Raw genomic sequence first — 20,075 nt, forward strand, 5'->3', positions numbered from 1 at the left:
GTGGACCCTAAACCGGGCCACCGCGATCCGTAGCGTCGCCGCCATGAAAGCCACTTCCCCCGGCTCCCCACTGGCCGGGATGCTCCTCGCCGCCATCGCGTGCATGCTCGTCGGCGCCTCCTTCACCGCCAACAGCGTCCTCGGCGACTACCCGTACGCAGGCGGACAGGCCATCCGCTACGGCATCGCCTGCCTGCTGCTCCTCCCGCTCGTCGCACGCGGCGCCGCCGCGCCCCTGCGCGCTCTCACCCGTCGGCAGTGGGGCAGGCTCGCCGCCGTCGCAGCTGTCGGCATGGTCGGCTTCAACCTCTCGGTCATCGCCGCCGAGCGCACCGCCGAACCCGCCGTCCCCGGTGTCCTCGTCGGCTGCGCGCCGGTCGTCGTCGCCGTCCTCTTCCCCCTGCTGAGCCGGCGCCGTCCCGCCCGCACCGTCGTGTACGGCGCGCTGCTGGTCGCCGTCGGCGCGTTCACCGTCCAGGGCTGGGGCCGTACGGACGCGGCCGGCCTCGCCTGGTCCGTCGCCGCGCTCGTCGGCGAGGTCGGCTTCGCCGTCCTGGCCGTACCGGTGCTGCGTCCGCTCGGGCCAAGACTGCTCTCGGCGACGGTGGCCGGTATCGCCGCGATCGAGTCCACCATCGCCGGACTGGTCCTGGACGGCGCCGGGTTCGTCCGCGCGCCCACCGGCGAGGAGGGGTTCGCGCTCGGCTGGCAGGCCGCCGTCGTGACGGTGATCGGCTTCATCTGCTGGTACATGGGCATGCAGCGCATCGGCGCGGAGCGGGCCACGCTGTTTTCCGGCCTCATCCCGGTCGCGGCCGCGCTCACCGCGCCCCTCGTCGGCACCGGGGTGTACGGCCCCGCCCAGGCGGCCGGCAGCTTGCTGGTGGGTATGGGTGTGGCACTCGGCTCCGGGGCGTTCCGGGCACGATCCGCTGCCGGCCGTCTCGCGGAGAAGGAGCCGGTCGGCAGCCCGTGACATGCCTCGACGTGTCTGTCCCGACACCTCAGGTGCTCACCGCCCGGCGCCCCGACCTGCTGATGCCGTCGTTTCACGCCAAACCTGCGAACTCTGCGTGAACGCTCTGTGGCAGAGTGCGATTCCTCCGGGCGGTGCCCGCAGGATTGGTCTTGACCAAGACGATCGGCCGTCCTACTCTCGGAGAGTTAGTGCAGGAACCTTTAATAAACAAGTGCATGGAAAAGCCGCCGGGGACACGGCGATTGCGGAGGATCACGGTGGGGACCACGCAGCTCGAAACGGTGCCGGAGCCCAAGTACTGGCACCTCAAGACCGTGCTGGGCGAGGCACTCGACTCCGATTTCGCGGTCGGGGAGGTCCTGCCCAACGAACGCGACCTCGCCGCCCGCTTCGGAGTCGCGCGCGCCACGCTCCGCCAGGCGCTCGAACAGCTCGAACTCGAAGGCCGGTTGCAGCGCCGCCGCGGCGTCGGCACGACCGTCGCGCCGCCGCGCGTGGGCGTGGACGTGTCGACCTCCCACCAGGAGTGGCCGGGCGCCGACCCCGACGCCTGGCAGCCCGTCGACGCGGTGACGGCCGTTCCGCCCGCCGCCGTGGCCAAGATGCTCGCGACGGACGCGGCCGAAGAGGTCCACACGGTCCGCAGGACCCGCGTGACCCACGGTCAGACCGTGGCGGCCGAGCTTCTGTACGTACCGTCGGCGTCCGTGCCCGAGTTGCCCGCCATCGACATCCCCTCGGGTCCCGCCCGCGCGCGCAGCGTGCTGCGCGAGCTTCAGCGGCTCGGCATGGAGGGCCAGGACCGCGCCGTCGAGCTGGGCTCGGCCCGCGTGGACGACGCCAAGGAACTCGACCGGCTGCCGGGCGCGCCCGTCCTCGTCGTCACCACCCGCTATCTCTCCGGAGGCCGTACGGCCGCCGTCTCGGTGGCGACCTACCGGGCCGACACCTGCCGGCTCACCTTCGGGGACACCGGCGACGTGGAGATAAGCGAGGGCCACCACACAGCCGAGCGCAAGGCCTCCTGACCCAGCCTCCTGACCCGGGGCCCGCCTCAGCCGCGGGCCGTCACCGTCCCCTCGACGGCGAACAGTTCCTCCTCGGCATGGTCCAGCGCCAGGCGCAGCGCGCCCGTGGCCACCGCCGCCTCGCCCAGCAGCGACAGCGTCACCCTCGGCGGGCGCAGACAGTAACGTGACAGATCGTCACGGAGCGGGTCGAGTACGCCGTTGAGACCGGCCGCCCAGCCGCCGATGACCACCAGCTCCGGGTCGAGCGCCAAAACCAGCGCCGCCACGTCGTGGACCAGCCGCTGGATGAACCGCTCCACCGCCTGCCGCGCCCCGACGTCACCCTGCTTCGCCAGCGCGAACACGCGGGCCACCGCCCGCTCGTCGAGCGGATGCAGCGGCTCGTCGGTCGTCGACAGCAGCTTCTCCGGCGTCACCTCGCGGCCCAGCAGATGCAGCGCCCCGATCTCACCGGCCGCGCCGCCGAAGCCCCGGTGCAGCCGCCCGCCGATCAGCGAGCCGGCCCCCGGACTGAGACCCGCCAGCACGAACACGATGTCGTCCGATTCGGTGGCCGCGCCCTTCCAGTGCTCGGCCACGGCCGCCGCGTTGGCGTCGTTCTCCACCAGCACCGGGCACCGGAACGAGCGGCGCAACCGTTCGCCGAGTGCCAGGCCCGTCCACTCGGGCAGGGCCGTACCGAGCCGTACGGTCCCGTCGGCCTCCACGATGCCGGGGCTGCCGACGCCGACGGCCCGCAGCGAACTGCGCGCCACCCCCGCGCGGCGCAGCACATCGCTGACGACGACCCGCACCCGGTCCAGCCGCTCGTCCGCCGACGCGGTCTCCGTGGTCTCGCGCGAACTCGCGCCGATGATCCGGCCGTCGAGCCCCGACAGCAGCGCGGCGACCCGGTGCGGCCCGATCTCGATGCCCAGCAGATGCCCGGCCTCGGCCCGGAAGCGGAACCTGCGCGCGGGACGGCCCTGTCTGCGGGCCTCGCCCTCGCCCGGCGCCGACTCCATCACCAGACCGATCTCCATCAGCCCTTCGACGACGCCTTCGACCGTGGGACGCGACAGACCGGTGATCCGGGTCAGATCGGTGAAGGTGGGGGAGTCGGCGCCCCGCAGGGCGTGCAGCACCACGGCGGAGTTGATCCGCCGCAACAAGGAAGGGTCCCCGCCGGTCAACCGCCCCACGGTCAGTCCTCCCAGCTCGTGCGCGTGTCTGCCGGATGGTACTCGGTGGTCGCCGAGGCGGCTAACGGACGACGACACGGGACACGGGCCGTACCGGAAAGCTCCGTTCGACGGCCGGAAGCGACCGGTTGACGGTGCGCGGGGTGCCCAGGGACGCCTGACGGCCTGCCAATTGTCAGTGCCGGGCGGTTTACTGGAGCCATGAGCACCGCCCAGCACCTCGCCACCATCGATCTGCTGTGTGCCCGACCCTTCCCCGCCGAGCGGATCGGGTCCGAGGCGGGGACGAGCGGGCCGGGGTATCACCTCGCGGAGCTGGCGAGCGGCGAGGGCTTCTGGGCGGACGACGGCACGCGCCGCGTGACGGAGGCGGAGCAGTACGAGGCGGAGTGCGCCGCGCTCGCGTCGCTGCTGGCGGCGCGCTGGGGAGAGGCAGAGCTCGTCAGCCTCTGGAGCACACGGGTGCGCGCCGGAGAGGGCGAGGAGATACCGGAGCCATGGCGCGAGCTGTCCGACGGCGTCGGCCATGCGCACCTGTGGCGGACCGGGAGTCGCTGGGTCGCGGTCGGGGTGTCCTGGCAGGGCGACGATCAGCCGTTCCAACTGCTGGTGGCGGTGACGGAGATCGACCCGCCGTAGCGGGTGTCCGCGACGTCGCGTGCGAACCGCCCTACGGGCGCGAACTCCCGTCGTGACCCGCCCTGTCAGACCTGTCCGGCAGCTCCGCCGCCTCACGCAGTGCCGCGAACTCCCGCGCCATCGTCTCCGCCGTCCAGTGCGCGTTCAGACCGCTCGGGTTGGGCAGTGCCCAGATCCGGGTCGTGCCGATCGTCCGCGTCTGCGGGCCGATCGCCGCGCGCCGGTCGCCGAACGCCGTGCGGTACGCGGTGATGCCGACTACCGCCAGCCAGCGGGGCCGCAGCCGCTCCACCTTCGCCACCAGGAGCCGGCCGCCCGCGCGGAACTCCTCGTCGTTCAGCTCGTCCGCCCGTGCCGTCGCCCGTGCCACGACGTTGGTGATGCCGAGCCCGTAGCCGAGCAACTCGTCCTGCTCGGACGGCGCCAACTGCCTCGGGGTGAAGCCCGTGAGGCGTAGCACCGGCCAGAAGCGGTTGCCCGGCCGGGCGAAGTGGTGGCCCGTCGCCGCCGACATCAGACCGGGGTTGATCCCGCAGAAGAGCACGCCGAGACCGGCCGCGGCCACGTCGGGGATGACGCGGTCGCGGGCGGCGGCCAGTTCCTCGGGCGTCAGAGGATCGACCCCGGCGTGTATCCGGCGGCCTCCGGGTGCCGCTTCACGATCTCCTCGACCCGCGCGACCACGGCGGCGACCTGATCGCCCGCCGCACCGGTGAACGACAGTTTGTCGGCCATCAGCGCGTCCAACTGCCCCCGGTCCAGCGGGATCCGCTCGTCGGCCGCGAGCCTGTCCAGCAGTTCGTTGCGCTCCCCGCCCCGCTCACGCATCGCGAGCGCGGAGGCGACGGCGTGCTCCTTGATGACCTCGTGCCCGGCCTCCCGGCCGACCCCGGCCCGCACGGCGGCCATCAGGACCTTCGTCGTCGCGAGGAACGGCAGGTAGCGGTCCAGCTCGCGGGCGACGACCGCCGGGAACGCGCCGAACTCGTCGAGGACCGTCAGGAACGTCTCCAGCAGCCCGTCGAAGGCGAAGAACGCGTCCGGCAGCGCCACCCGGCGTACGACGGAGCACGACACGTCGCCCTCGTTCCACTGGTCGCCCGCCAGCTCGCCCGTCATCGACGCGTAACCGCGCAGGATCACCATCAGCCCGTTGACGCGCTCGCAGGAGCGGGTGTTCATCTTGTGCGGCATCGCCGACGAGCCGACCTGGCCCGGCTTGAAGCCCTCGGTGACCAGCTCGTGCCCGGCCATCAGCCGGATCGTCTTCGCCACCGACGAGGGACCGGCCGCCAGCTGCACCAGCGCCGTCACCACGTCGTAGTCCAGCGAACGCGGGTACACCTGGCCGACCGAGGTGAAGGCGTGGCCGAAGCCCAGATGCATCGCGATACGGCCCTCCAGCTCCCCGAGCTTCGCCGTGTCACCGCCGAGCAGATCGAGCATGTCCTGCGCCGTGCCGACCGGACCCTTGATGCCGCGCAGCGGATAGCGGGCGAGCAGGTCCTCAAGCCGGCCGTACGCGACCAGCAACTCGTCGGCGGCCGTCGCGAAGCGCTTGCCGAGGGTGGTCGTCTGCGCGGCGACGTTGTGCGAGCGGCCCGCCATGACCAGCTCCGCGTACTCTCCGGAGAGCTTGCCCAGTCGTGCCAGCACCGCCACCGTGCGGTCGCGCATCAGCTCCAGCGAGAGCCGGATCTGCAACTGCTCGACGTTCTCCGTCAGATCCCGCGACGTCATGCCCTTGTGGACCTGCTCATGACCGGCGAGCGCGTTGAACTCCTCGATCCGCGCCTTCACGTCGTGCCGGGTGACCTTCTCGCGCTCCGCGATCGACGCCAGGTCGACCTGGTCGAGCACCCGCTCGTAGTCGGTGAGCGCGGACTCGGGCACCTCGATGCCGAGATCCCGCTGGGCCCGCAGCACGGCGAGCCACAGCTGCCGCTCCAGCCTCACCTTCTGCTCGGGGGACCAGAGCACGGCCAGTTCCGCCGAGGCGTAGCGGCCGGCGAGGACATTGGGGATACGGGGCTTCACAGACACAGCAGTCACGTGAGCCGATTCTACGTGGCACATCCCGCAGGTCGGAGCAGCGCCCTTCCTGGTACGGGAACGGCTACGCGGGCTGGGCCGTGTCATCCGGCAGCGGCTCGTACGGCAACAGCTCCGGCCGCTTCGGCGCCCTGCCGTCCCCCGACGAGCGGCCCGTCAGCCGTCGGCCGATCCACGGCCCCAGATGCTGCCGGGCGAACCGCGCGTCCCCCGTGCGCCGCGTCAGCCAGCCCACCGGCAGATCGGGCGCCAGCTCCGCGCGCCAGTCGTCCGCCGGCTCCATGCCCAGCGCCTGCCACACCGCCTCGGCGACCCTGCGGTGGCCGTCGGCGGTCAGATGCAGCCGGTCCACGTCCCACATGCGCTGCTCGCCGAGCACGCTCGCCCCGTACAGATCGACCACGGTCGCGTCGTGCCGCGCGGCCAGCTCGTCGACGAACGAGAAAAGCTTCTCCCAGCGGGGCCGGAAACGCTCCACCACCGCACCCCGGCGGGCCGGGCTGCGCATCAGCACCAGTCGCCCGCAGGTCGGTGCGAGACGCTCCACCGACTCCTCCAGCTGCCCGAGGACGCGCGCCGCGTCGTACTTGGGCCGCAGGGTGTCGTTCAGCCCGCCGACCAGCGTCACCACGTCCGCCCGCATCGCGGCGGCGGTGTCCACCTGCTCGTCGAGAATCTGGCCGATGAGCTTGCCGCGTACGGCGAGATTCGCGTACCGGAAGCCGGGCGTACGGTCGGCGAGACGGGCCGCGAGCAGATCCGCCCAGCCCCGGTACGACCCGTCCGGCCGGAGGTCGGACATCCCCTCGGTGAACGAGTCCCCGACCGCGACCAGACTGGTGTACGTGGCGTTCTTCTCCATGGCGTCCGCGATCGTATCGCGGGGACGAAGACGCGCCGGGACCGGCCTCAGGACCCCTGCGCATGCCTCCCGACCAGCTCACGCAGCACGTCCTCCATCGTCACCAGACCCTCCAGCTTGCCGTCCTCGTCCAGCACGGCGGCCAGATGCGTACGGCTGCGGCGCAGCGCCGTCAGGACGTCGTCCATCGGGGTGTCCGCCCGCACCTGGGCGATCGCCCGCATCCCGGACACCGCGAACGCCTCGTCGCGCGGCATCGCGTCCAGGGCGTCCTTCACATGCAGGTAGCCGAGGATCCGCCGGGACCCGTCCACCACCGGGAACCGGGAGAACCCGGACTCCGCGGCCATCGCCTCCAGCTCCACCGGCGTGATCCCGACCCGCGCCGTCACCACCCGCTCCAGCGGCATCACCACGTCCCGTACCGGCCTGCGGCCCAGCTCCAGCGCGTCGTGCAGCCGCTCGGCCGCACGGTCGTCCAGGAGCCCCGCGTCGCCGGCGTCCGTGACCATCCGGGCCAGCTCGGAGTTGGAGAACGTCGCCGACACCTCGTCCCTGGTCTCCACCCGCAGCAGCCTCAGCAGCAGATTCGCGAACGCGTTGACCGTGAAGATCACCGGACGCAGCGCGCGGGCCAGCCCCACCAGCGCCGGGCCGAGGATCAGCGCCGCGCGCACCGGTTCGGCCAGGGCGATGTTCTTGGGCACCATCTCGCCGAGCAGCATGTGCAGATACGTCGCCAGGGCGAGCGCGATGACGAACGAGATCGGGTGCACCGCCCCGTGGGGCACGCCCACCGCGTTGAACAGGGGCTCCAGCAGATGCGCGATGGCGGGCTCGGCGACGATGCCCAGCACCAGCGTGCACAGGGTGATGCCGAGCTGGGCGGCGGCGAGCATCGCCGACACGTGCTGGAGGCCCCACAGGACACTGCGGGCGCGCCGGTCGCCCTCCTGGGCGGCCGGCTCGATCTGGCTGCGGCGCACCGAGATGAGGGCGAACTCGGCCCCGACGAAGAAGGCGTTCACGACCAGGGTCAGCAGGGCGACGAGCAGTTGGATCACGATCATCGGCCGGCCCCCTCGCCCGAGTCGCCGTCGTCGTCCGTGTCCCCGTCCCCGTCGCCGTCGCCGCCCGGCGTCGGAAGGGGCGCGTGCAGCAGTACGCGGGCGGCCCGCCGCCCCGACGCGTCGACCACGTCGATGTGCCAGCCGCCCAGTTCGACGCGGTCACCCTCGACGGGAATCCGCCCGAGTTCGGTGGCGACGAGACCGGCCAGCGTCTCGTACGGCCCTTCGGGCGCCCGTAGCCCGATGCCCCACAGCTGGTCGAAGCGGGTGGCGCCGTCGGCAGACCACAGGTCGCGGCCGTCGGCGTCCTCCCCGGCGCGGGCCAGGTCGGAGGTCTCGTGCGGGTCGTGCTCGTCGCGCACCTCGCCGACGACCTCCTCGACGATGTCCTCCAGAGTCACCACGCCGGCGGTGCCGCCGTACTCGTCGATCACGACGGCCATGGTGCGGTTGCCGGAGAGCCTGTCCAGCAGCCGGTCCACGGTCAGCGACTCCGGTACGAGCAGGGGATCGCGCATCACCTCGGACACCCTCGTACGGCCCCGGCGCGCGCCGGGGACCCTCAGCACGTCCTTGATGTGCGCGACGCCGACGACGCTGTCGAGGCCGTCGCGGTAGACGGGGAAGCGGGAGAGCCCGGTGGCGCGGGTGGCGTTGGCGACGTCCTCGGCCGTGGCCCGCACATCGAGCGCGGTGAGCTGCACACGCGGGGTCATCACGTTCTCCGCGGTCAGCTCGGCGAGATTGAGGGTCCGTACGAAAAGCTCGGCGGTGTCAGCCTCCAGCGCGCCCTCCTTGGCGGAGTGCCGGGCGAGGGCGATCAGCTCCTGCGGGCCGCGGGCGGAGGCCAGTTCCTCGGTGGGCTCCAGGCCGATACGCCGCACCAGACGGTTCGCCGTGTTGTTGAGATGGCTGATGAAGGGCCGGAAGGCCGCGGTGAAGAATCGCTGCGGAGTGGCGACCACCTTGGCGACCGCGAGGGGCGAGGAGATGGCCCAGTTCTTGGGGACCAGCTCGCCGACGACCATCAGGACGCCCGTCGACAGGGCCGTACCGATGACCAGCGCCAGTGAGGACGCCACGGACGGCGAGAAGCCGATCGCCTCGACGGGACCGCGGATCAGCTTCGCCACGGACGGCTCGGCGAGCATACCGACGACCAGGTTGGTCACGGTGATGCCCAACTGGGCGCCGGAGAGCTGGTAGGTGAGGCTGCGTACGGCCTTCATGGCGCTCGCCGCACCACGCTCACCGTCGTCGACCGCCCGTTCGAGGTCGCTGCGCTCCACCGTCGTCAGGGAGAATTCGGCGGCGACGAAAGCCCCACAGGCCAGCGCGAGCAGCACGGCCACGAGAAGCAGGAGCACTTCGGTCATCGGGTCACCTCCGTCCCATGATCGGCCGGTGGTCGGCGGACGGCGCGATATCCGCCGCTGTCGGTGGGCATCCGGGACACGCTACGCGCTCCGCGCGAGCCCCCCCCCGAGCGATCCCTACTCCTTGTGGCCCGTGGAGGCGACCGTGACGCCGAGGCCGATCATCGCGAACCCGCCCGCTCCACCGACCATCGCGAGCCGGCGAGGCGAGCGGGCGAACCACCCACGGGCGGTCGCGGCGGCGAGGCCCCAAGCGGTGTCGCACGCCACCGCGATGACGTTGAAGACCAGGCCGAGCAGCAGCATCTGGGCCGCGACGTGTCCCTTGCCGGGGTCGACGAACTGGGGGAGCACGGCGGCGAAGAACACGATGGTCTTGGGGTTGGCCACACCGACCGCGAACCCCTCCCACAGTGTGCGCAGGTCGCTTCGCGCGGGACTTTCACCGCTGAACGAGCCCTGGAGCGAGCCGCGTTGCCGTATCGCCTTGATCCCCAGATACACCAGGTACCCGGCGCCCACCAGCTTCAGCACCGTGAACACGACGACGGAGCGCTCCACGACGGCCCCGATCCCCAGCGCCACGCCCACGACGAGCACACAGGCTCCCAGCGTGTTCCCCACGACCGTGGTCAGCGCGGCGCGCCGCCCCTGCGCCAGGGCCCGCCCCACCACGAACAACACGCTGGGACCGGGAATGACGATCAGGAGGAACGACATGGCCGCGAAGGCGAGCAGACGGTCGGTGGACACCATGGCCGGAGCCTAGAGGCGGAGCCGTTGGCACATCCACCGGTTTCCGCCGGTCACCGGTCGCCGGCCGCCGGAGGCGGAGAGGCGCTGGAGTCAGGTGCCGCGCAGTTCCTCGATCACCGGGCCCAGGGCCTCCATGTACGGGTCGAGGACCGTCAGATACGTGAAGCCGTACCGTTCGCGCTGGTCGCGCAGCTGGTCGGCGATCTCCCGCACCGTGCCGACCGCCATCAGCGGCACCTTCAGCACCTCGTCCTCCGTGAGACCCGGCAGGTACGGCAGCAGGGGCCGTACCGACGCCGCGCGGTCCGTCGTCACGGCCACGAGTTGGAGCAGCACGTTCAGCTCGGCCGGGGTCTCACGCCCGGCGGCGAAACCCCGGTAGGCGGCGACGCGTTCGTCCACCTCCTCCGCCGAGAGCGCGTTCAGCCCGCCCTCGACCGCCTTCGCGCAGGTGAAGGCGACGATGTCCGCGCGTTCGGCGGCCAGCCGCAGCACCCGGTCGCCGTTGCCGCCGATCAGCAGGGGCGGCCGGGGCCGCTGCGCGGGCCGGGGCTGATGGGTCTCGTCGCCCAGCAGGTCGTCCAACGTGTCCACCGTACGGACGAGATGGTCGACACGTTCGCCCGGCGGCGGGAACGCGAGCCCGGCCCGCTCGTGCTCCTCCCGCACATAGCCGGCACCCAGCCCGACCTCCAGCCGGCCCTCGGTGAGGGCGTCCGTCGTGGCGATCTCGCGGGCGAGCAGCGCCGGGTTCCAGAAGCCGCAGTTGAGTACGAATGTGCCCAGCCGGGGCCGTTCCGTGGCCTCGGCCGCCGCCACCAGGGCGGGGAAGGGGGCGACCATGCCGAGGTGGTCGGGCACCAGGATGATGTCGTACCCCAGCTCCTCGGCCCGCTTGCAGCGCTTGCTCCAGTCGGCGCCCGACGCGGGCGTCACCATGTTCACTCCGAAACGGAACGGCCTGGTCATGAGGTCTCCTCGTCCGTGTGTGACAGCGAGCGGGGAACAGGGCGTGCGGCCGTGACACTAATGGCGGAATCTGTCGTTCCGCCGGGAAATCGGCGCACTTGCCGACGCTAGCATCGGCGCGCTAGCTTGTTGGGGTGGCGAAGACCCAGCTGAACGTACGCGTGGACGAGACCACCGCGGAGGCCGCCCGGCGGCAGGCGGGCAGGCGCGGCATGAGCGTGAACCGCTACATCGAGGAGCTGGTCAAGCAGGACGTGGGCGAGGTCGGGAAGACCTTCGTCGAGTCCGCCGCCGACTTCATGAAGCAGTACGAGTCGGTGTTCACGGAGGAGTTCGGCGCGGACGCCACGACCGCCACCACGGGGCGCGAGGGCACGCACTGACGCCCGGTCCGGGCCCCGGCCCCGGTCCGGCAGGATGGGCGGTCGATGACTGACCCGACCGAGCCACCTCACTGCGCCGCCTGCGGCGGAACCGTCGCCCCCGACGGCCACTGCTGGGACTGCGGCCAACCGCAGCCCGCCTACCGCTCCCACATCGAGACCACCCTCGGCACGGTCGCCGCCGGCGTCAGCGACCGCGGCAGGCGGCGCGGTGTCAACGCGGACGCGATGGCGCTGACCGGGACCGGCGACTGGACGATCGGCGTCGTGTGCGACGGGGTGTCCATGTCGCCCCGCGCGGAGCGCGCCGCCCAGGTCGCGACCACCGTCGGCGCGGACCACCTCCGGGCGGGGCTGCGGCAGGGCGCCCTGCCCGAGACGGTCCTGGCGGAGGCCGCCGCCCGCGCGGGCCGCGCCGTGAGCGCGCTGGCCGCCTCCGTGGACGAGGCCCCGGCCTGTACGTACGTCGCGGGCATCGCCGGCCCCGAGGGCGTCTGGTGCGCCTGGATCGGCGACAGCCGCGCGTACTGGCTGCCCGACGAGGGCACGTGCATGGTGCTCACCGAGGACGACTCCGGCCAACACGACGCCCTGACCGCGTGGTTGGGCGCCGACGCGGGTGAACCGGCTGCACGGAGCCGGAGTTACCGGCCACCGGGGCCCGGCCGGCTGCTGCTGTGCACGGACGGACTGACGCGCCATCTGTCCGACGCCGACGCGCTGCGGGCCGTCCTCGCCCGGAACGGACACTCAACACCGCCCGATCGCACGCCGCTTGAGGATGCGCGGGCGCTGATCGGGTACGCCATGGACGCGGGCGGGCAGGACAACATCACCGCACTTCTCATCCACACCCCCCGGCCGCGTCGGGGATACTGATCATCGAGCACTCCCCACCCCACCCTCCTCACTGAGACAACTGCCTCCATGGACAACCCCGAATCCCCTGATCCGCCGTCACATGCCGACCCGACGTTGCGGATCGATCTCTCCTGGCTGCTGATGGTGGCCGAGCACAAGATGCCCGGCGATCCCCAAGTCACCGACTGGGGTGCGCTGGTGGCCGCCGTCAGCCGTCACGAGGCGGAGATATTCGGTACCCCGGTCTACACCGACCCGTACAGCCGCGCCGCCGCGCTCCTCCAGAGCCTGCTGCATGTGCCCGCGCTGGAGCGGTCCAACGCGATGTACGCCTCCGCCGTGGCGTACGGCTATCTCGTCGCCAGCGGCCTGAAGGTCGTCACCTCGCCCGAGCAGGTCAGGGACCTGGCCAAACTGGTCAAGGACGGCAGCGCGGACGTACGCCTCATCGCGGAGGAGCTGCGCGGCTGGAGCCTCTGAGACCGCCCGCCGGAACCCGTGGTGCCGTGGTTCCGTGGTCAGACCAGATCCGCCCTCGGCCGGTACGCCACGCCGAGCACACACGGCGACGTCGGCATCCGAGGTCCGGGATCCGGCACCCGCAGCGAGCGGTACGCGCCGAACTCGAAGCCCGCCTCGCGGATCGCGGCCAGGGTGTCCCGCGCCGTGTGGCACCCGCCGAACAGCCTCGGCCACACCGTCCGGTCCAGGACCCGCTGCACCGTCGCCAGACCACGCTCCGCCGCCAGACCGTGCTCGAAGAAGCGCAGCTCGCCGCCGGGGCGCAGGACGCGGCGGATCTCGGCGAGCGCCTTCGGCACGTCCCGTACGGTGCACAGCACCAGGGAGGTGACGGCCGCGTCGAAGCTCTCGTCGTCGACGGGCAGCTCCTCCGCCGTGCCGGGCCGCACATCCACCGAGACCTCGGCCCGCATCGCCGCGCCCACCGCCAGCTGCCGCAGGCTGCGCTCCGGTTCGACGGCCACGACCTCGGAGACCGCCGCCGGGTAGTGCGCGAAGTTCAGCCCGTTGCCCGCGCCGATCTCCACGACCCGTCCCGACAGGCCGGTCAGCAGCTCCGCGCGGTGGGCCGCGATGCCGCCCCTGGCGTCGGCGGCGACGCTCATCCGCGCGTAGAACCGCGCGAAGACGGGGTGGTGCACGGAGTCCTTGGGGACCTTGCGGTAGCGCAGATGCATTTCGCGGATCTCCTCCGGCGCATACAGGGACGACACCATGATTCTTCCCCGTACGGCTCCGCTCGGCAGCTCGCGGAACGGAACTCGTTACCGACGGGACCCGGGTGGCCAGGCGCGACCGCCGTTCGCCGTGAACCGCGCCGCGTCCCAGCCCCCGCCCAGCGCCGGAGCCAGCCAGTCGCCCGCACGTGCACGGAACAGCGCCGGGGTGAACGCCCCCGCGCCGTCCGGTACGGCCCCGAGCAGCGGGGCCCCCGCCACGTCCGGCAGATCGGCCAGATTGCAGCGCGCCGCCAGGTCCGGCACGGCGGGCCAGGCGCCGATCACCACCCCCAGGGCGTCGAGCCCGCGCGCACGCAGCGCCTCGCCCGTCAGCGCGGTCGTGTTGAGCGTGCCGAGCCCGGCCGGCGCCACCACCAGCACCGGTGCGGCAAGCAGCCGGGCGGCGTCGGCGAGCGTGCCACCCTCGTGGTCGAAACGCACCAGCAGGCCGCCCGCGCCCTCGACCAGCACCAGGTCGTGCTCGGTCGCCAGCTTCCCGGCCGTCTCGGCGATCTCCTCGGGCCGCACCGGCGGCGCGCCGGCGCGCCGGGCCGCCGTCGCGGGCGCCAACGGCTCCGGAAAACGGGCCAGTTCGACCGTGGTGACGCCGCCCGCCAGGCGTATCACCTCGTCCACGTCCCCCGACTCGTCGGGCGCGACACCGCTCTGCGCGGGCTTCAGCACCGCGACCGAACGGCCCTGCGACAACGCCACGGCGGCGACGGCCGCCGTGACGACCGTCTTGCCGATCTCTGTCCCGGTCCCGGAAACGATCAGTACCGGCATCTCAGGCCTCCCGCGCAGCCGCCGCCACCGCACGGCAGATGCGGGCGATGTCGTCGTCGTCCGTCACATACGGCGGCATCGTGTACACGAGGTCGCGGAACGGCCGCAGCCACACGCCCTCACGCACCGCCGCCCGAGTAGCCGCCGCCATGTCCACCTCGTGGTCCAGCTGTACGACGCCGATGGCGCCGAGGACGCGCACGTCCCGCACACCGGGCAGGGACGCCGTGTCGGCGAGACCGTCCCGCAGCCCGGCCTCGATCCGCTTGACCTCGCCCTGCCAGTCCTGGCCGAGCAGCAGGTCGATCGAGGCGCACGCCACGGCGGAGGCCAGGGGATTGCCCATGAAGGTGGGGCCATGGGCGAGGACGGGCACCTCGCCGCGCGAGATGCCCTCGGCCACGGCCGATGTGCACAGCGTCGCCGCCATCGTGAGATAGCCGCCGGTCAACGCCTTGCCCACACACATCACATCGGGCGAGACGCCCGCGTGTTCCGCCGCGAACAGCGCGCCGGTGCGCCCGAAGCCCGTGGCGATCTCGTCGAGGATCAGCAGCACGCCGTACTCGTCACAGGCCTCGCGCAGCACCCGTACGTAGTCGGGGGAGTGGAAGCGCATGCCACCCGCGCCCTGCACCACCGGTTCCACGATCACGGCGGCCAGTTCGTCGGCGTGGCGGGCGACGAGCGCGCGCAGACCGTCCGCGTAGGCCTCGTCGGGCGCCTCGGAGCCGGCGGGCGGCGCGTCCGCGAAGATCTGCCGCGGCAGCACCCCCGACCAGAGCCCGTGCATGCCGCCCTCGGGGTCGCAGACCGACATCGGCTGCCAGGTGTCCCCGTGGTAGCCGCCGCGCCAGGTCAGCAGCCGCCGCTTGGCCGGGCGGCCCAGCGAACGCCAGTACTGGAGGCACATCTTGACGGCCACCTCCACCGACACCGAACCCGAGTCGGCGAGGAAGACATGCCGCAGCGGTTCGGGGGTGATCTCCACCAGCCGGGCCGCCAGCCGGACGGCCGGCTCATGGGTGAGCCCGCCGAACATGACATGGCTCATCCGGGCGAGCTGGCCGTGCGCCGCCTCGTTGAGGACCGGGTGGTTGTAGCCGTGGATCGCCGACCACCAGGAGGACATGCCGTCGACCAACTCGCGCCGCCCGTGGGCCGGTTCGGCGAGTCGGAGCCGTACACCGGAGGCGGACTCCACGACCAGCGGGTCGGTGCGGCCGGGCATCGGGCCGTACGGATGCCAGACATGGGCCCGGTCCAGCGCGAGCAGTTCGCCCGGATCGAGCGCGCCCCGTGCGGCGGTGTCAGGCATTGGGCGCCAGGTCCGTACCGGCACCACGCCGCCGTACCGTCACCAGGTCCGTACGGGCGGACGCCGGCTCCGCCCCGGCCGGCGTGGCACCGGCCGGCGTGGCACTGTCCGGCGAACCGCACGCGCTCTCGCACCCGCCGCCTCCCCGGTGCTCGGGCAGTGTCGTCGTGCCCGCGCCCTCCACCTCGAACCCGGCGTCCGCGATCATGTCCAGGTCCGCCTTGCCTTCCTGGCCCTCGGTGGTGAGGTAGTCGCCGAGGAAGATCGAGTTGGCCAGATGCAGCGCGAGCGGCTGCATCGTCCGCAGATGCACCTCGCGCCCGCCCGCGAGCCTGACCTCCACGTCGGGACAGACGAACCGCACCATCGCCAGGATGCGCAGCGCCCGCTGCGGAGTCAGGTTCCACTCCCCGGCCAGCGGCGTGCCCTCCACCGGAATGAGGAAGTTGACCGGCACCGAGTCGGGGTCCAGCTCACGCAGCCCGAAGACCACGTCCACCAGGTCGGCGTCGCTCTCGCCCATGCCCGCGATCAGCCCGGAACAGGCCGACAGACCCGCGCCCTGCGCGTGCCGCACCGTCTCCACCCGGTCCGCGTAGGTGTGGGTGGTGGTGATGTCGCCGTACGTCGCCTCGGAGGTGTTGAGGTTGTGGTTGTACGCGTCGGCGCCCGCCGCCTTCAGCCGCTCCGCCTGGCCGTCGGAGAGCAGCCCGAGACAGGCGCAGACCTCGACGTCCGCGTGCTGCTCCTTGATCGCGCCGATGGTCTGCGACACCCGGTCGACGTCCCGGTCCGTCGGCCCCCGGCCGCTCGCGACCAGACAGACCCGCTTGGCGCCCCCCGCCACTCCGGCCGCGGCGGCCTCGGTCGCCTGGTCGGGCTTCAGCCAGGTGTACTTGAGAATCTCGGCCTTGGACCCGAGCCGCTGCGAGCAGTACGAGCAGTCCTCGGGACAGAGCCCGGACTTCAGATTGACCAGATAGTTGAGCTTGACCCGCCGCCCGAACCACTGGCGGCGCACCTTCCCGGCCGCGGCCACCACGTCGAGCAGATCGTCGTCGGAGGTCGCCAGCACGGCGAGCGCTTCTTCGCGCGACGGCAGATCGCGCCGAAGGCCCTTCTCCACCAGTGTGTTCAGCAGGTCCATGGCGCCGATCCTGGCCTACGGCGGGCCTCCGGGCCAAGGATGAATCCAACAAGACAGGGGCATTCAGGTGTGTGTATGACCACACCTGGAGCGCGTCCGCCGACGGTTAGGGTCTGTGGGCTGCCTACAAAAGGACCCGACCCGTGCCACCCAAGCCGCCCGTACCGCGCACGCCGTCCCCGGTGACGCCGCCGGACCCGTTCGGCTGGATCGACGACGAGGCGCGCGGGCGCGAGCGGTCCGGCCTCGTCCGTACGCTGCGGCCCCGCCACGCCGACTCCGCGCTGCTGGATCTGGCGAGCAACGACTACCTGGGGCTCACCCACCACCCGGTGGTGACGGGCGCGGCGGCCGACGCCGCGCGCCTCTGGGGCGCGGGCGCCACCGGCTCGCGACTGGTCACCGGAAGCACGGCCCTGCACGCCGAACTGGAGCGCGAACTGGCCGACTTCTGCGGCTTCGAGGCCGCGCTCGTCCTGTCGTCCGGTTACGCGGCGAACCTCGCCGCCCTCACGGCGCTGACCGCGCGCGGCTCGCTGGTGGTCTCCGACGCCGCCAACCACGCCTCCATCGTGGACGGTTGCCGTCTCTCGCGCGCCGAGACGGTGGTCGCACCGCACGCGGACCCGGAGGCCGTGGACAAGGCCATCGAAGCGCACGAGGGATCGCGGGCCCTGGCCGTCAGCGACTCGGTGTTCTCGGTGGACGGTGACGCGGCGCCGCTCACACGGCTGGCCGAGGTGTGCCGTACGCGCGGCGCGGCACTGCTCGTGGACGACGCGCACGGGCTCGGCGTGCTCGGCGACGGCGGCCGTGGTGCCGTCCACGCGGCGGGCCTGGCGGGCGACCGGGGGACCGTCGCAACCGTCACGCTCTCCAAGTCGCTCGGCAGCCAGGGCGGCGCGGTCCTCGGCCCGGCTCGGGTCATCGACCAACTCGTCAACACGGCACGGTCGTTCATCTTCGACACCGGCCTCGCGCCGGCCGCGGCGGGTGCCGCGCTCGCGAGCCTGCGGCTGCTGCGCGACGACCCGGCGCTGGCGGTCCGTGCGCGCGAGGTGGCGAACGCGCTCCATCACGGCCTGACCGGGGCGGGGTTGACCGCCGTACGTCCGGACGCGGCCGTCGTCTCCGTCCGGGCGCCGTCTCCGGACGCGGCCGTGCGATGGGCCGCCGACTGCCGGGCGGCGGGCCTGGTGGTCGGCTGCTTCCGGCCGCCGTCGGTGCCGGACGGGATCTCCCGGATCAGGCTCACGGCGCGCGCCGACCTGACGGACCGGCAGGTCGACACCGCGGTGGAGACGATCGTCGCGACCGCGCCCGCGGGGGCCGTGACGCCGGCCGGTTGAGACCCCCGCGCGACGCGCTCCGCACCTCGGTCGGCGGCGCCGAAAACTTGAGCCCGCTCAAATACGGTCTCGCGTAGCAGGGTTCACCGCTTAGAGCGACAGAGGGGGCCAAATCCTGGCGGATCGCCCCTGTGCGGGGTGTCGTTGATGGCAGTGTGGCGCGAAGCGCAATCCGGAGACGTACTCGCGGGCATCAGCCGTAGGTCGGTCTGCGTCCCGGCGGGAAAGGGACAGCCTCGCCATGGCAGACCATCAGGAAGCATCCGTCACCCTGCCGAGCGATCCTGCCTCGGTACCGGAGGCCCGCAGATACGTCGCACGCGTACTCACCGAATGGGGGCTGCCGGCTGACGCCGACACCGCCGAAACGGTTCGCCTCATCATCTCGGAGCTGGCGACCAACGCCGTGCAGCACACCTTCGGCAGATCGCCGACGTTCACGATCGACGTCACGTTGGAGCGCGACGAGGAACTGTGCGTCGGAGTCACCGACAGCCACCCGCGGTGGCCGCAGCGGCTCCCGGCCGCGGTCCAGCAGGACAACGGCCGCGGCATGGTCATCATCCGCTCGCTCACCGCCGAGTACGGCGGCCGACTGTCCGTCACCCCCACCGCGGACGGCGGCAAGACGGTCTGGATCACCCTGCCCTGGACGGCCGGGACAGGGGGGTGAGCGGGGGCGCGTCGGGGAGGGCGGGCTTCGTCAAGTCACCGGTCCGGGCGGCATGGTGACGCGTTTGGCCCTGCGTTCCCCGTCGAGTACCCGGAGCGCACGGTCCAGGGTCGGTGAGTGCAGCTCCGTCTCTCCTCTCGCGTGCATCAGCGTCAGCGCGTCGCGCAGTTCGGCGGCCCTGGCCACCAGCGCCTGCGCGGCGCGCAACGCGCTGTACGTGTCGTCGGCGCGCGAGGGGTTGATCCGGCCCACCAGGTCGACGACTTGGAGATAGCTGTCGACGAAGTCGCCCTCGGCGCGGGTCAGTGCGGGCAGCGGCGGCAGTTCCGGCGGCAGCATCGGCCGTTCACCGGGGGGAGTTGAAGCCGAGGGACGCCCAGCGGTCCTGTGCGACCTGGTCCACCAGGCCGTACTCCATGGCGCCCGTCGCGTCGAAGATCGTGTCCCGGTCGATGTCGGCGTCGATCCGCTCGGCGCTCCGGCCGGTGTGCCGCACCAGCGTCCGCGCCATCAGGGCCCGCAGCCGCAGCAGCTCCTCGGCGTGGATGGCGAGATCGGACGGCTGGCCGCGTACGGGCTCCTCGATTCCCGGCTGCTGGAGCACGACGCGCGCGCCGGGCAGCGCCATCCGCTTGCCCGGCGCGCCAGAGGCCAGCAGGACGGCAGCGGTGGACGCCGCCTGGCCGAGGCAGGTGGTGGCCACGTCGCAGCCGACGACCTGCATCGTGTCGTAGATGGCCGACATGGCGCTCAGCGGGCCGCCGGGGGAGTTGATGTAGAGCGCGATGTCCTGGTCGGGCGCCGCGTATTCGAGATGCAGAAGCTGTGCGATCACGTCGTTCGCCGCCGTGTCGTCCAGGGCGGTGCCGAGGAAGACGATCCGTCCTTCGAAGAGCTTGGAGTACGGGTCGAGGGAGCGGGTCCCGGTGGAGGTCCGCTCGGTGAACTCCGGCAGGACGTAACGGGCGGAAGGACGGTTCATGGTGTGCCTCTCCTCGCGTGCCGGACACGGCTCTCGTCCGTCTGTAAAAAATGTACAGGACGTACAAGCCGTAAGATGGCGAGCATGGCCTACGAAATTCCGGTGACGCAAGCGCGGGCGGAACTCGCCGACCTGATCAACCGGGTCGTCTACGGCGAGGAACGCGTGGTCGTGACGCGCCACGGCAAGCCGCTCGTCGCCCTGGTGTCGGCCGCTGACCTGGAACGACTGGAGAACGTCAAGGCCGAGGAAGCCGCCACGGCCGAGGAGCGCGTCATCGCGTCGGTGAGCGCGATCCGGTCGGTGACGTCCGCTGCGGGCGAACGCACGGACTTCGGCATCGTGGCGAAGCACGACCCGCCGCGCTGATCGCGTCGGTTCGCACGGCAAGGCGAAAGGCACGGCCCGAGGGGCCGCGCC

The 20,075-nt window shown here is 72.2% G+C and carries 23 protein-coding genes; 9 read left to right on the forward strand and 14 right to left on the reverse strand.

Annotation, left to right across the window (positions count from 1 at the left end):
* The first annotated feature begins 43 nt into the window (after nt 1-43).
* Both ACIBLA_RS18775 and ACIBLA_RS18780 read left to right on the forward strand, forming a co-directional pair.
* Entirely contained in the window at nt 44-976 is a 933-nt protein-coding gene (locus tag ACIBLA_RS18775; protein ID WP_399199188.1) for a DMT family transporter, read from the forward strand.
* Between the two features lie 260 nt (nt 977-1,236).
* Nucleotides 1,237-2,007, forward strand: a complete 771-nt coding sequence (locus ACIBLA_RS18780; protein WP_363244192.1) for a GntR family transcriptional regulator — start codon at nt 1,237-1,239, stop codon at nt 2,005-2,007.
* Between the two features lie 26 nt (nt 2,008-2,033).
* On the opposite strand, the gene ACIBLA_RS18785 is transcribed toward ACIBLA_RS18780, so the two are convergent.
* Nucleotides 2,034-3,191 carry an ROK family transcriptional regulator gene (locus ACIBLA_RS18785; protein WP_399199189.1) on the reverse strand — a complete coding sequence of 386 codons (1,158 nt, stop codon included), beginning with the start codon at nt 3,189-3,191 and terminating at the stop codon, nt 2,034-2,036.
* Nucleotides 3,192-3,392: 201 nt separating this feature from the next.
* On the opposite strand from ACIBLA_RS18785, the gene ACIBLA_RS18790 reads away from it, so the two are divergent.
* Nucleotides 3,393-3,830: a hypothetical protein gene (locus tag ACIBLA_RS18790; protein WP_399199190.1), complete on the forward strand. Its 438-nt coding sequence runs from the start codon at nt 3,393-3,395 to the stop codon at nt 3,828-3,830.
* A 31-nt stretch (nt 3,831-3,861) separates the two neighbouring features.
* On the opposite strand, the gene mug is transcribed toward ACIBLA_RS18790, so the two are convergent.
* The 7 genes from mug to ACIBLA_RS18825 all read right to left on the reverse strand — a co-directional run bounded on the left by mug (nt 3,862) and on the right by ACIBLA_RS18825 (nt 10,915).
* On the reverse strand, nt 3,862-4,443 hold the full coding sequence (gene mug, locus ACIBLA_RS18795) for a G/U mismatch-specific DNA glycosylase (protein ID WP_399199280.1): 582 nt from the start codon (nt 4,441-4,443) through the stop codon (nt 3,862-3,864).
* Nucleotides 4,440-5,873 carry an adenylosuccinate lyase gene (gene purB / locus ACIBLA_RS18800; protein ID WP_399199282.1) on the reverse strand — a complete coding sequence of 478 codons (1,434 nt, stop codon included), beginning with the start codon at nt 5,871-5,873 and terminating at the stop codon, nt 4,440-4,442. The genes mug and purB overlap by 4 nt, the downstream gene beginning before the upstream one ends.
* A 73-nt stretch (nt 5,874-5,946) precedes the next feature.
* Nucleotides 5,947-6,744: an SGNH/GDSL hydrolase family protein gene (locus tag ACIBLA_RS18805; protein WP_399199192.1), complete on the reverse strand. Its 798-nt coding sequence runs from the start codon at nt 6,742-6,744 to the stop codon at nt 5,947-5,949.
* Between the two features lie 47 nt (nt 6,745-6,791).
* Nucleotides 6,792-7,814 (reverse strand): hemolysin family protein, encoded by a 1,023-nt coding sequence (locus ACIBLA_RS18810; protein ID WP_399199193.1) that lies wholly within the window; start codon nt 7,812-7,814, stop codon nt 6,792-6,794.
* Nucleotides 7,811-9,190, reverse strand: a complete 1,380-nt coding sequence (locus tag ACIBLA_RS18815; RefSeq protein ID WP_363244198.1) for a hemolysin family protein — start codon at nt 9,188-9,190, stop codon at nt 7,811-7,813. Before ACIBLA_RS18815 ends, ACIBLA_RS18810 begins: the two co-directional genes overlap by 4 nt.
* A 117-nt stretch (nt 9,191-9,307) precedes the next feature.
* Nucleotides 9,308-9,946: a LysE family translocator gene (locus ACIBLA_RS18820; protein WP_399199194.1), complete on the reverse strand. Its 639-nt coding sequence runs from the start codon at nt 9,944-9,946 to the stop codon at nt 9,308-9,310.
* A gap of 90 nt (nt 9,947-10,036) precedes the next feature.
* Nucleotides 10,037-10,915 carry an LLM class F420-dependent oxidoreductase gene (locus tag ACIBLA_RS18825; protein ID WP_399199195.1) on the reverse strand — a complete coding sequence of 293 codons (879 nt, stop codon included), beginning with the start codon at nt 10,913-10,915 and terminating at the stop codon, nt 10,037-10,039.
* A 134-nt stretch (nt 10,916-11,049) separates the two neighbouring features.
* Between ACIBLA_RS18825 and ACIBLA_RS18830 the strand changes: the two genes are divergently transcribed.
* Genes ACIBLA_RS18830 through ACIBLA_RS18840 form a run of 3 tightly spaced genes read left to right on the forward strand, consistent with a single transcriptional unit; the run spans nt 11,050 to nt 12,639 of the window.
* Nucleotides 11,050-11,298, forward strand: coding sequence for a toxin-antitoxin system HicB family antitoxin (locus ACIBLA_RS18830; protein ID WP_363244201.1), 249 nt, complete (start codon nt 11,050-11,052; stop codon nt 11,296-11,298).
* Between the two features lie 45 nt (nt 11,299-11,343).
* On the forward strand, nt 11,344-12,177 hold the full coding sequence (locus ACIBLA_RS18835) for a protein phosphatase 2C domain-containing protein (RefSeq protein WP_363244202.1): 834 nt from the start codon (nt 11,344-11,346) through the stop codon (nt 12,175-12,177).
* A gap of 48 nt (nt 12,178-12,225) precedes the next feature.
* Entirely contained in the window at nt 12,226-12,639 is a 414-nt protein-coding gene (locus ACIBLA_RS18840) for a fic family toxin-antitoxin system, toxin component (RefSeq protein ID WP_363244203.1), read from the forward strand.
* A gap of 38 nt (nt 12,640-12,677) precedes the next feature.
* Here ACIBLA_RS18840 and ACIBLA_RS18845 read toward each other — a convergent pair whose 3' ends face one another.
* The 4 genes from ACIBLA_RS18845 to bioB form a co-directional block, all read right to left on the reverse strand.
* Nucleotides 12,678-13,358 carry a class I SAM-dependent methyltransferase gene (locus tag ACIBLA_RS18845; protein ID WP_363244223.1) on the reverse strand — a complete coding sequence of 227 codons (681 nt, stop codon included), beginning with the start codon at nt 13,356-13,358 and terminating at the stop codon, nt 12,678-12,680.
* An 87-nt stretch (nt 13,359-13,445) separates the two neighbouring features.
* The gene (bioD, locus tag ACIBLA_RS18850) at nt 13,446-14,186 is read right to left on the reverse strand and encodes a dethiobiotin synthase (protein ID WP_363244204.1); all 741 of its coding nucleotides are present in this window, start codon (nt 14,184-14,186) and stop codon (nt 13,446-13,448) included.
* Nucleotide 14,187: 1 nt separating this feature from the next.
* Entirely contained in the window at nt 14,188-15,504 is a 1,317-nt protein-coding gene (locus ACIBLA_RS18855) for an adenosylmethionine--8-amino-7-oxononanoate transaminase (RefSeq protein WP_399199196.1), read from the reverse strand.
* The gene (bioB, locus tag ACIBLA_RS18860; protein ID WP_399199197.1) at nt 15,497-16,651 is read right to left on the reverse strand and encodes a biotin synthase BioB; all 1,155 of its coding nucleotides are present in this window, start codon (nt 16,649-16,651) and stop codon (nt 15,497-15,499) included. Before bioB ends, ACIBLA_RS18855 begins: the two co-directional genes overlap by 8 nt.
* Before the next feature lie 143 nt (nt 16,652-16,794).
* Here bioB and ACIBLA_RS18865 point away from each other — a divergent pair, with 143 nt between their 5' ends.
* Both ACIBLA_RS18865 and ACIBLA_RS18870 read left to right on the forward strand, forming a co-directional pair.
* A complete protein-coding gene (locus ACIBLA_RS18865) occupies nt 16,795-18,000 on the forward strand; it encodes an 8-amino-7-oxononanoate synthase (protein ID WP_399199198.1) in 1,206 nt (401 codons plus the stop codon).
* A gap of 241 nt (nt 18,001-18,241) precedes the next feature.
* Entirely contained in the window at nt 18,242-18,673 is a 432-nt protein-coding gene (locus ACIBLA_RS18870) for an ATP-binding protein (RefSeq protein ID WP_399199199.1), read from the forward strand.
* Between the two features lie 30 nt (nt 18,674-18,703).
* On the opposite strand, the gene ACIBLA_RS18875 is transcribed toward ACIBLA_RS18870, so the two are convergent.
* Nucleotides 18,704-19,012 carry a hypothetical protein gene (locus ACIBLA_RS18875; RefSeq protein ID WP_399199200.1) on the reverse strand — a complete coding sequence of 103 codons (309 nt, stop codon included), beginning with the start codon at nt 19,010-19,012 and terminating at the stop codon, nt 18,704-18,706.
* A gap of 7 nt (nt 19,013-19,019) precedes the next feature.
* Nucleotides 19,020-19,655 carry an ATP-dependent Clp protease proteolytic subunit gene (locus ACIBLA_RS18880; RefSeq protein WP_399199201.1) on the reverse strand — a complete coding sequence of 212 codons (636 nt, stop codon included), beginning with the start codon at nt 19,653-19,655 and terminating at the stop codon, nt 19,020-19,022.
* A gap of 84 nt (nt 19,656-19,739) precedes the next feature.
* Between ACIBLA_RS18880 and ACIBLA_RS18885 the strand changes: the two genes are divergently transcribed.
* Entirely contained in the window at nt 19,740-20,024 is a 285-nt protein-coding gene (locus ACIBLA_RS18885) for a type II toxin-antitoxin system Phd/YefM family antitoxin (RefSeq protein ID WP_399199202.1), read from the forward strand.
* Nucleotides 20,025-20,075: the final 51 nt, after the last annotated feature.

This window comes from Streptomyces sp. NPDC050433 (genome assembly GCF_044458565.1).
In the GTDB taxonomy this organism is placed as follows: domain Bacteria; phylum Actinomycetota; class Actinomycetes; order Streptomycetales; family Streptomycetaceae; genus Streptomyces.

Bases quoted from the DNA above. Each gene is read 5' to 3' on its own strand.
- ACIBLA_RS18775 (WP_399199188.1), top strand. From the start codon at position 44: ATGAAAGCCACTTCCCCCGGCTCCCCACTGGCCGGGATGCTCCTCGCC.
- ACIBLA_RS18790 (WP_399199190.1), top strand. From the start codon at position 3,393: ATGAGCACCGCCCAGCACCTCGCCACCATCGATCTGCTGTGTGCCCGA.
- ACIBLA_RS18805 (WP_399199192.1), bottom strand. From the start codon at position 6,744: ATGGAGAAGAACGCCACGTACACCAGTCTGGTCGCGGTCGGGGACTCG.
- ACIBLA_RS18810 (WP_399199193.1), bottom strand. From the start codon at position 7,814: ATGATCGTGATCCAACTGCTCGTCGCCCTGCTGACCCTGGTCGTGAAC.
- ACIBLA_RS18815 (WP_363244198.1), bottom strand. From the start codon at position 9,190: ATGACCGAAGTGCTCCTGCTTCTCGTGGCCGTGCTGCTCGCGCTGGCC.
- ACIBLA_RS18820 (WP_399199194.1), bottom strand. From the start codon at position 9,946: ATGGTGTCCACCGACCGTCTGCTCGCCTTCGCGGCCATGTCGTTCCTC.
- ACIBLA_RS18825 (WP_399199195.1), bottom strand. From the start codon at position 10,915: ATGACCAGGCCGTTCCGTTTCGGAGTGAACATGGTGACGCCCGCGTCG.
- ACIBLA_RS18835 (WP_363244202.1), top strand. From the start codon at position 11,344: ATGACTGACCCGACCGAGCCACCTCACTGCGCCGCCTGCGGCGGAACC.
- ACIBLA_RS18840 (WP_363244203.1), top strand. From the start codon at position 12,226: ATGGACAACCCCGAATCCCCTGATCCGCCGTCACATGCCGACCCGACG.
- ACIBLA_RS18845 (WP_363244223.1), bottom strand. From the start codon at position 13,358: ATGCATCTGCGCTACCGCAAGGTCCCCAAGGACTCCGTGCACCACCCC.
- bioD (WP_363244204.1), bottom strand. From the start codon at position 14,186: ATGCCGGTACTGATCGTTTCCGGGACCGGGACAGAGATCGGCAAGACG.
- ACIBLA_RS18855 (WP_399199196.1), bottom strand. From the start codon at position 15,504: ATGCCTGACACCGCCGCACGGGGCGCGCTCGATCCGGGCGAACTGCTC.
- bioB (WP_399199197.1), bottom strand. From the start codon at position 16,651: ATGGACCTGCTGAACACACTGGTGGAGAAGGGCCTTCGGCGCGATCTG.
- ACIBLA_RS18870 (WP_399199199.1), top strand. From the start codon at position 18,242: ATGGCAGACCATCAGGAAGCATCCGTCACCCTGCCGAGCGATCCTGCC.
- ACIBLA_RS18875 (WP_399199200.1), bottom strand. From the start codon at position 19,012: ATGCTGCCGCCGGAACTGCCGCCGCTGCCCGCACTGACCCGCGCCGAG.
- ACIBLA_RS18880 (WP_399199201.1), bottom strand. From the start codon at position 19,655: ATGAACCGTCCTTCCGCCCGTTACGTCCTGCCGGAGTTCACCGAGCGG.
- ACIBLA_RS18885 (WP_399199202.1), top strand. From the start codon at position 19,740: ATGGCCTACGAAATTCCGGTGACGCAAGCGCGGGCGGAACTCGCCGAC.